This window comes from Rugamonas rivuli (assembly GCF_009380165.1).
Taxonomy (GTDB): Bacteria; Pseudomonadota; Gammaproteobacteria; order Burkholderiales; family Burkholderiaceae_D; genus Rugamonas; species Rugamonas rivuli.
This window is the reverse complement of sequence record NZ_WHUF01000010.1, coordinates 163,341-170,961: the sequence shown is the minus strand read 5'-3', so window position 1 is coordinate 170,961 and position 7,621 is coordinate 163,341. Positions and strand designations below refer to the sequence as shown.

7 protein-coding genes and 1 rRNA gene are annotated in these 7,621 nt (G+C 61.5%); 4 read left to right on the top strand and 4 right to left on the bottom strand.

Annotated features, from left to right (window positions below):
* Positions 1 to 95: ribosomal RNA gene (locus tag GEV01_RS28280) — 16S ribosomal RNA — on the bottom strand; the annotation flags it as partial.
* Positions 96 to 450: 355 nt separating this feature from the next.
* Positions 451 to 1,227 carry an enoyl-CoA hydratase gene (locus GEV01_RS28275; protein ID WP_070271913.1) on the bottom strand — a complete coding sequence of 259 codons (777 nt, stop codon included), beginning with the start codon at positions 1,225 to 1,227 and terminating at the stop codon, positions 451 to 453.
* 100 nt (positions 1,228 to 1,327) lie between these two features.
* Here GEV01_RS28275 and GEV01_RS28270 point away from each other — a divergent pair, with 100 nt between their 5' ends.
* Positions 1,328 to 2,614, top strand: a complete 1,287-nt coding sequence (locus tag GEV01_RS28270; RefSeq protein ID WP_328595650.1) for an MFS transporter — start codon at positions 1,328 to 1,330, stop codon at positions 2,612 to 2,614.
* A gap of 17 nt (positions 2,615 to 2,631) precedes the next feature.
* Here the strand turns inward: GEV01_RS28270 and mltA are convergent, their stop codons facing one another.
* Together mltA and apaG are read right to left on the bottom strand one after the other, a co-directional pair.
* A complete protein-coding gene (gene mltA / locus GEV01_RS28265; RefSeq protein WP_152809402.1) occupies positions 2,632 to 3,801 on the bottom strand; it encodes a murein transglycosylase A in 1,170 nt (389 codons plus the stop codon).
* A gap of 196 nt (positions 3,802 to 3,997) precedes the next feature.
* On the bottom strand, positions 3,998 to 4,372 hold the full coding sequence (apaG, locus tag GEV01_RS28260; RefSeq protein WP_008444834.1) for a Co2+/Mg2+ efflux protein ApaG: 375 nt from the start codon (positions 4,370 to 4,372) through the stop codon (positions 3,998 to 4,000).
* Positions 4,373 to 4,563: 191 nt separating this feature from the next.
* Between apaG and rpe the strand changes: the two genes are divergently transcribed.
* The 3 genes from rpe to trpE all read left to right on the top strand — a co-directional run bounded on the left by rpe (position 4,564) and on the right by trpE (position 7,620).
* Positions 4,564 to 5,229: a ribulose-phosphate 3-epimerase gene (rpe, locus tag GEV01_RS28255; protein ID WP_070360523.1), complete on the top strand. Its 666-nt coding sequence runs from the start codon at positions 4,564 to 4,566 to the stop codon at positions 5,227 to 5,229.
* 2 nt (positions 5,230 to 5,231) lie between these two features.
* Complete coding sequence (locus tag GEV01_RS28250; protein ID WP_152809400.1) at positions 5,232 to 5,915, top strand: phosphoglycolate phosphatase; 684 nt, start codon at positions 5,232 to 5,234, stop codon at positions 5,913 to 5,915.
* Between the two features lie 208 nt (positions 5,916 to 6,123).
* A complete protein-coding gene (gene trpE, locus GEV01_RS28245) occupies positions 6,124 to 7,620 on the top strand; it encodes an anthranilate synthase component I (RefSeq protein WP_152809398.1) in 1,497 nt (498 codons plus the stop codon).
* Position 7,621 lies beyond the last annotated feature (1 nt).

Below are 7,621 nucleotides of genomic sequence, written 5' to 3'. Positions count from 1 at the left end.
ACTCGCCGCCAGGTTGCCCCGCGCTGCCGTTCGACTTGCATGTGTAAGGCATGCCGCCAGCGTTCAATCTGAGCCAGGATCAAACTCTTCAGTTTAATCTCTGTTTATTTGGCATTTCTGCCACCGTCATTGCTGACGGGTCGCTCACTCAAAATACTGACAGGCCACTACTTGCGTAGCGCCTATTTCAATTACTTCTTGTGAACATTTGATATTTTAAGTATCAGCAGGACTAGCCTGCTGTGCACTTTCATCAAACGTCCACACTTATCGACTGTTAATTTTTAAAGAACTTATTCGGTACTGCTTGCTTGCTGCGGAGCGTTGTGTCCGTCAGCGAAGAAGAAAGAGTATGAAGCGTTTAGATCGTTTCGTCAACCCCTTCTTTTTTTCCTACTCCCCGTTTCACACTGCATTTGCACGCACCGTTTTGCGGGGAGGCGAACTATATCAAAGGCCGTCGAAGTTTGGCAAGCGCTTTTCGAGGAAAGCGTGCATGCCTTCTTTTTGCGCAGGCGTACCAAAGGCAGACTGGAACAGGCGGCGTTCATAATTAACACCTTCCGTCAGCGTGGTTTCGAAGGCGCGGTTGACGGAGTCCTTGATCATCATCGCCACCGACGTCGGCATCGACGCGATCTGCTTCGCTGCGGTCAGCACTTCTTCGATCAGCTTATCGGCAGGCACCACGCGCGATACCAAGCCGATGCGTTCCGCTTCCACCGCATCGATGGTGCGGGCGGTCAGCAGCATATCCATGGCCTTGGCCTTGCCTATGGTGCGAGGCAGACGCTGCGTGCCGCCGGCGCCAGGCGTGACGCCAACCTTGATTTCCGGCTGGCCGAACTTGGCCGTATCCGCGGCGATCAGGAAATCGCACATCATCGCCAGTTCGCAGCCGCCGCCCAGCACGTAGCCGGCCACAGCGCCGACCACCGGCTTGCGGATGCGCAGGATGTGTTCCCAGTTGCGGGTGATGTAGTTGTCGCGATAGGTATCCACATAAGTGTAGTCCGCCATGGCGGCGATATCAGCGCCGGCGGCGAAGGCCTTCTCGCTGCCGGTCAGCACGATGCAGCCGATGGCCGGATCGGCGTCGAACTTATATAAGGCATCGCCCAGTTCGTTCATCATGCGGTCGTTCAACGCGTTCAGCGCTTTCGGACGGTTCAGGCGGATCAGGGCAACTTTGTCGTGCACTTCAACGATCAGATCTTCATATTGCATAGGGTGTCTCCTTCACGGTGGAATATTCCGTGAGGATTGTAGCGCCTAACTCCCGCACTGGTATCATTGAAACTTAGCAACCTGCTTTAAAGAGCTTCCTATTTTTACCGCCCTCCGCCGCCACCTGCGCAACAAATTAGACAGCGACGCCCTGCTGCGCAACGGCGACTTCATGCGCTACTGGTCCAGCTCCATCCTCAATGGCTTCGGCAGCTATATCAGTGCGCTGGCCTTGCCGCTATGCTCGGTGCTGCTGCTGCACGCGACGCCGTCGCAGATGGGCATGCTGGGCGCGGCGGCCGCGATTCCCTTCGCGCTGCTGGCCCTGCCGGCCGGCGTCTTCCTCGACCGCAACCGCAAACTGCCCGTACTATTGGGCAGCAAGGCCGTCATGGCGCTGACGCTGGGCAGCATCCCGCTGGCTTACTGGCTGGGCTTGCTGTCCATCGAATGGATGTACGTCGTCTCCTTTATCAGCGGCGCCTGTTCGGTGGTCGGCGGTGGCGCTGAGCAGATCTTCCTCACCAATCTGATCGGGCGCGACCGCCTGACCGATGCGCAATCGAAGTTCGCCGCCACCGATTCGGCCGCGCGGCTGATCGCCCCCGGCGTGGCCGGCGTGCTGATCCAATGGCTGACCGCGCCGTTCGCGGTGCTGCTCAACGCCATCGGCTTCGTGGTCTCGATCCTGCTGCTGCGTAATCTGAAAGCCACCGATCCCAAGCCCGCGCCATCCAACAAGCACCCGCTGCGCGACATCCACGACGGCCTGCTGTTCATCTGGGGCCAGCCGCTGCTGCGCACGCTGGCCTGGGGCGCCGGCGTGTGGCACATGCTGTTCTATGGATTTGCCGCGCTCAGCGTGCTGTTCGCCACACGCGAACTCGGCATGACGGCCGGCATGCTGGGCGCGGCGCAGATGATAGGCGGCATCGGCGTGCTGCTCAGCTCCCTGCTGCTCAAACCCCTGAACACCCGCTTCGGCGCCAGCGTCACCATGCTGATCGGCATAGGCCTGACAGCGTTCGCGTTCGCAGCCATGCCGATGATCCCCGCCAATCTGTTCGGCAGCCCCACCGCCAGCGCGGTGGCTTGCGGCAGCCTGTCGCTGTTCCTCGATTGCGGCGTGATGCTGTTCTTTATGCCCTACATGACGATGCGCCAGAAAGTCACGCCGGACGCCTATCTGGGCCGCATGGTCTCGACGATGCGCTTCCTGACGGTGGCGACGGCGCCCATCGGCGCGCTGGCGGCCGGCTACATCGGCGAACATTTCAGCATCCGCACCGGCATGGCCTGCGTGGCGGTGGGCGGCATCGTGTTGACGGCGGCGATGTCCGCGTCGATGCGCAACGTGCAGCAACAGGCGGCGCCGGCCGCCTCCTGACGCGCGGCGCCGATACCTTACAGCGGCTGCTTCGGCAGCAGCACCCAGACATTGCCGCGCTGCTTCATGCGCCCCGCATTCTCCGACGCCTCCGTGCCGAAGCCGAAGAAGTAGTCGACACGGATCGCGCCACGGATCGCGCCGCCCGTATCCTGCGCCATCACCAGCCGCTGCAGCGGGATATCGCTGTTCGGCATGCTGGTCGACAGGAACACCGGTGCGCCCAGCGGCAGTTGCGATGCATCGATCGCCACCGAACGCGAAGGCGTTAACGGCACGCCCAGCGCGCCCTTCGGCCCCACCTTCGGATCCGGCAGACGCTCTTCCTTGAAGAACACATAGCTCGGATTCACATTGAACAGTTCCTGCATGCGCGTAGGATGGCCGGCGATCCACGCCTTGATGCCCTGCGCCGAAGCCTGCTCCAGCGTCAGCTCGCCCTTCTCCACCAGATATTTTCCGATGGATTTATACGGATGACCGTTCTGGTCCGCATAAGCCACGCGCACGGTTTCCTGGCTGTCGGTCAGCTGCACCCGGCCCGAGCCCTGCACCTGCAGGAAGAAGGATTCCACCGGATCGTCCACCCACAGCAACTCCTTGCCGCTGAAATCGGCCTTCTCGATATCGGCGCGGGTCGCATACGGCACCACCTTCTTGCCGACCAGTTTGCCGCGCAGGCGCATGCCCTTCAGCTCCGGATACACGCTGGCAAGGTCGACGGTCAGCATATCGTCCGGCACCTTATACAGCGGCGTCTGATACGGCCCGCCCTTTTTGCGCGCGCCGCGCAGCAGCGGCTCGTAATAACCGGTGACGAGGCCGTCGGTGGCGCCGTCCGGCGCGATCACCTGGTTCGGCTCCATGAAGGCTTCGAAGAAAGTGCGAATAGCCTTGTCGTCGCTGCCGTTGACGCTGCGCGCGATGGTGCACGACTCCTTCCAGTTCGGCTGCTTGACCAGCACCGAGCACGAGGACATGAACGCCGGCCAGGCCGCGCGCACATCATCCTTGTCCCAGCCCGGCAGCGATGCGAAGGTGGTCGGCACCATTTGCAGCGCGGTAGGCTTGGGCGGCACGGGCACGGGAGTCGGCTGCACCGGCGGCACGACCGGCACAGGCTGCGGCGTCACCGTGGGCGCGGGCGCCTTGTCCGGCGGCAGCGGCGTGGTGGTGCAGGCGGCCATGGAAAGCGCGACGACGCTCAACGGAACGAGTAGACTACGGCGTGTTAATGACATAAGGATAGCTATGTGGGTATTAATGATAGAAGCATGCGTGGCGTTTTTCCTGCTGGTGTTCATCGTCTGGTGGACCATGTACCAGGGCAAAGGCAAGGCCAAGAAGCTGCCCCCGCCGTCCAGGGAAAACGAACCCGAGTAATCAATGCAGCGTGCGCGGCAGCGACAGCACGAACTCCGGGATCTTCGCTTCGAACTGATGGCCATCCTCGGCCACGCAGAAGTATTCGCCGACCATCGAGCCTTGCTGGGTTTGCAGCGCGGTGCCGCTGGTGTATTCGAAATGCTCGCCGGGTTGCAGCAGCGGCTGATGGCCGACCACGCCCAGCCCGCGCACTTCTTCGACATGATTGTTGGCGTCGGTGATGACCCAGTGGCGTGAGATCAGCTGCGCAGCCACCGTGCCGGTGTTCTTGATCGTGATCGAGTAGGTGAACACGAAGTTGGTGCGCTCCGGGTCCGACTGATCTGGCAGGTACTGAGTTCTGACCGACACAGTAAATTCGTAAGTGGCCATCAAAATTCCTTAAGGCTTAGTAAAAACATCATCGCTCTGGACAAAATTGGCGATTGTATATCGTCAGACCCCCATTGCACCGCAAATCCGCCCCGTATGCAAGGACGGCGCGGCTGAAAACGGGCGCAAATCGGTACAGTCGCGCCGGGCAGCGTAAAATAGCGCATCTTTTTTATAGCCAGCCCAACGCCATGACCACATTCCGCATCGCTCCCAGCATCCTGTCCGCCGATTTCGCCCGCCTGGGTGAAGAGGTCCGCAACGTCGTCACCGCCGGTGCGGACATCATTCACTTTGACGTGATGGACAACCATTACGTTCCCAACCTGACCATCGGCCCGCTGGTCTGCGAAGCGATCCGCCCGCACGTGCAAGTGCCGATCGACGTGCACCTGATGGTCAAGCCGGTCGACCGCATCATCCCTGACTTCGCCAAGGCTGGCGCCAACATCATCACCTTCCACCCGGAAGCGTCGGACCACATCGACCGTTCGCTGCAACTGATCCGCGACCACGGCTGCAAGGCCGGCCTGGTGTTCAACCCTGGCACGCCGCTGAGCTACCTGGAACACGTAATGGACAAGATCGACATGATCCTGATTATGTCCGTCAATCCAGGCTTCGGCGGCCAGTCCTTCATTCCGCAAGCGCTGAAGAAGATCGCCGAAGCGCGCCGTCTGATCGACGAATCCGGCCGCGACATCCTGCTGGAAGTGGACGGCGGCATCAAGATCGACAACATCGCCGCCGCCGCGGCAGCAGGCGCGGACACCTTCGTGGCCGGCTCCGCCATCTTCGGCAAGCCGGACTACAAGGCCGTCATCGACGCCATGCGCGCCCAGCTGGCGACGGTGTAAGCATGAGTGTGCTGGCAGGCGTACGCGCCGCAATCATCGACCTCGACGGCACCATGCTGGATACGATTCCCGACTTCCACGTCGCGATCAACGGCATGCGCGCGGAACTGGACCTGGCGCCGATCTCGCAAGACCAGATCGCGCTGATGGTCGGCAAAGGCTCCGAAAATCTGATCCGCTCCGTACTAGGGCTGGACTGGGATGCCGCCCGCGTAAAAGCGCACTTCGAGACCGCGATGGACGCCTACCAGCGCCACTACCTGAGCATCAACGGCAATTTCAGCGCCCTGTATCCGGGCGTGATCGAAGGCTTGACGGCGCTGAAGGCGCAAGGCCTGCGCCTGGCCTGCGTGACCAACAAGCCGATCGCCTTCACCACGCCGCTGCTCAAGCTGAAAGGCCTGGACGGCTTTTTCGACGTGGTCTACGGCGGCGACTCGCTGCCGCGCAAGAAACCCGACCCACTGCCGCTGCAAACGGTGTGCGCCGATTTCGGCCTGGCGCCGGCGCAGGTGGTGGCCGTGGGCGACTCCTCGAACGACGCGCAAGCCGCACGGGCAGCGGGTTGCCCGGTGTTGACGGTGCCGTACGGATACAATCACGGAGAGGCTATACACAAAACCGATTCCGATGGTATAGTAGCCACGCTGCTCGATGCCGCAATTTTGATCCGTTCGCATAATTAACCATTAGCTGAACCACTCTGACCGAAATGTCTTTCACCAAAAAACACAATGTCACCCAAACCGGCTCGATTGAGGCCTGGCTTTGGCGACGCTGGCAATCCTGGCAAAACTAAGCCGAACTGATTGCTGTCGTCCGCACCACTGCGCGCGACAGGTTTTTTGACCAACCACCGCCAAACCCACACCCTTGGCGGCATGGAGAGAAGACATGACCGAACTCGAATTCAAATCGTTGGCCACCGACGGCTACAACCGCATCCCACTGATCGCCGAAGCCTTCGCCGATCTCGAAACTCCGCTCACGCTGTACCTGAAACTGGCCCAGACCCAGAACGCCGGCAAGAACACCTTCCTGCTTGAATCGGTGGTGGGCGGCGAGCGTTTCGGCCGCTTCTCCTTCATCGGCCTGCCGGCGACGACCGTGCTGCGCAACTTCGGTACGCGCACCGAGATCGTCAAGAACGGCGCCGTGATCGAGACCCACGAAGGCAATCCGCTCGAATTCATCGAGGCTTACCAGAAGCGCTTCAAGGTCGCGCTGCGTCCTGGCATGCCGCGCTTCTGCGGCGGCCTGGCCGGCTACTTCGGCTACGACACGGTGCGCCACATCGAAAAAACGCTGGCCAACACACGGCCGAAGGACGACCTGGGCCTGCCCGACATCCAGCTGATGGTGACGGAAGAACTGGCCGTCATCGATAACCTGAGCGGCAAGCTGTATCTGATCGTCTATGCCGACACCACGCAGCCGGAGTCGTACTCCAAAGCGCGCCAGCGCCTGAAAGACCTGCGCATGATGCTGCGCCGCGGCGTCGACGCACCTGTCACCAGCGCCTCGGTGCGCACCGAGATCACGCGCGATTTCCCGAAAGCGGAATACCTGAAGGCCGTCGCCAAGGCGCATGAATACGTGATGGCCGGCGACTTGATGCAGGTGCAGATCGGCCAGCGCCTGCGCAAGCCGTATGTCGATTCGCCGCTGACGCTGTACCGCGCGCTGCGTTCGCTGAATCCGTCGCCGTATATGTACTTCTACAATTTCGGCGACATGCAGATCGTCGGCGCCTCGCCGGAGATTTTGGTCCGCAACGAGACGCTGCCCGACGGCGAGAAAAAAGTCACGCTGCGCCCTATCGCCGGCACCCGCCCGCGCGGTTCGACGCCGGAGCGCGACGCCGAACTGGCCAAGGAACTGCTGGCCGATCCGAAAGAGATCGCCGAACACGTGATGCTGATCGACCTGGCGCGCAATGACCTGGGCCGCATCTCCGAAATCGGCAGCGTCAAAGTCACCGACCGCCTGGTCATCGAAAAATACTCGCATGTGCAGCACATCGTCTCCAATGTGGAAGGCAAGCTGAAATCCGGCCTGTCCAACCTGGACGTACTGCGCGCCACCTTCCCGGCCGGCACGCTGACCGGCGCGCCGAAAGTACGGGCGATGGAAGTGATCGACGAACTGGAAATCTCCAAGCGCGGCATCTACGGCGGCGCCTGCGGCTACCTGTCCTTCGGCGGCGAGATGGACGTGGCGATCGCGATCCGCACCGGCGTGATCAAGGACGGCATGCTGTACGTGCAGGCCGCAGCCGGCATCGTCGCCGACTCGGTCGCGGAGATGGAATGGCAGGAAACTGAAAACAAGGCGCGCGCCGTGCTGCGCGCCGCCGAACAAGTGCAAGATGGCCTGGATGGGGAGTTCTGAG

What these genes read in the sequence shown, in the direction of transcription:
- GEV01_RS28275 (WP_070271913.1), bottom strand. Translation starts at nt 1,227, where the DNA reads ATGCAATATGAAGATCTGATCGTTGAAGTGCACGACAAAGTTGCCCTG.
- mltA (WP_152809402.1), bottom strand. Translation starts at nt 3,801, where the DNA reads ATGGCCGCCTGCACCACCACGCCGCTGCCGCCGGACAAGGCGCCCGCG.
- apaG (WP_008444834.1), bottom strand. Translation starts at nt 4,372, where the DNA reads ATGGCCACTTACGAATTTACTGTGTCGGTCAGAACTCAGTACCTGCCA.
- rpe (WP_070360523.1), top strand. Translation starts at nt 4,564, where the DNA reads ATGACCACATTCCGCATCGCTCCCAGCATCCTGTCCGCCGATTTCGCC.
- GEV01_RS28250 (WP_152809400.1), top strand. Translation starts at nt 5,232, where the DNA reads ATGAGTGTGCTGGCAGGCGTACGCGCCGCAATCATCGACCTCGACGGC.
- trpE (WP_152809398.1), top strand. Translation starts at nt 6,124, where the DNA reads ATGACCGAACTCGAATTCAAATCGTTGGCCACCGACGGCTACAACCGC.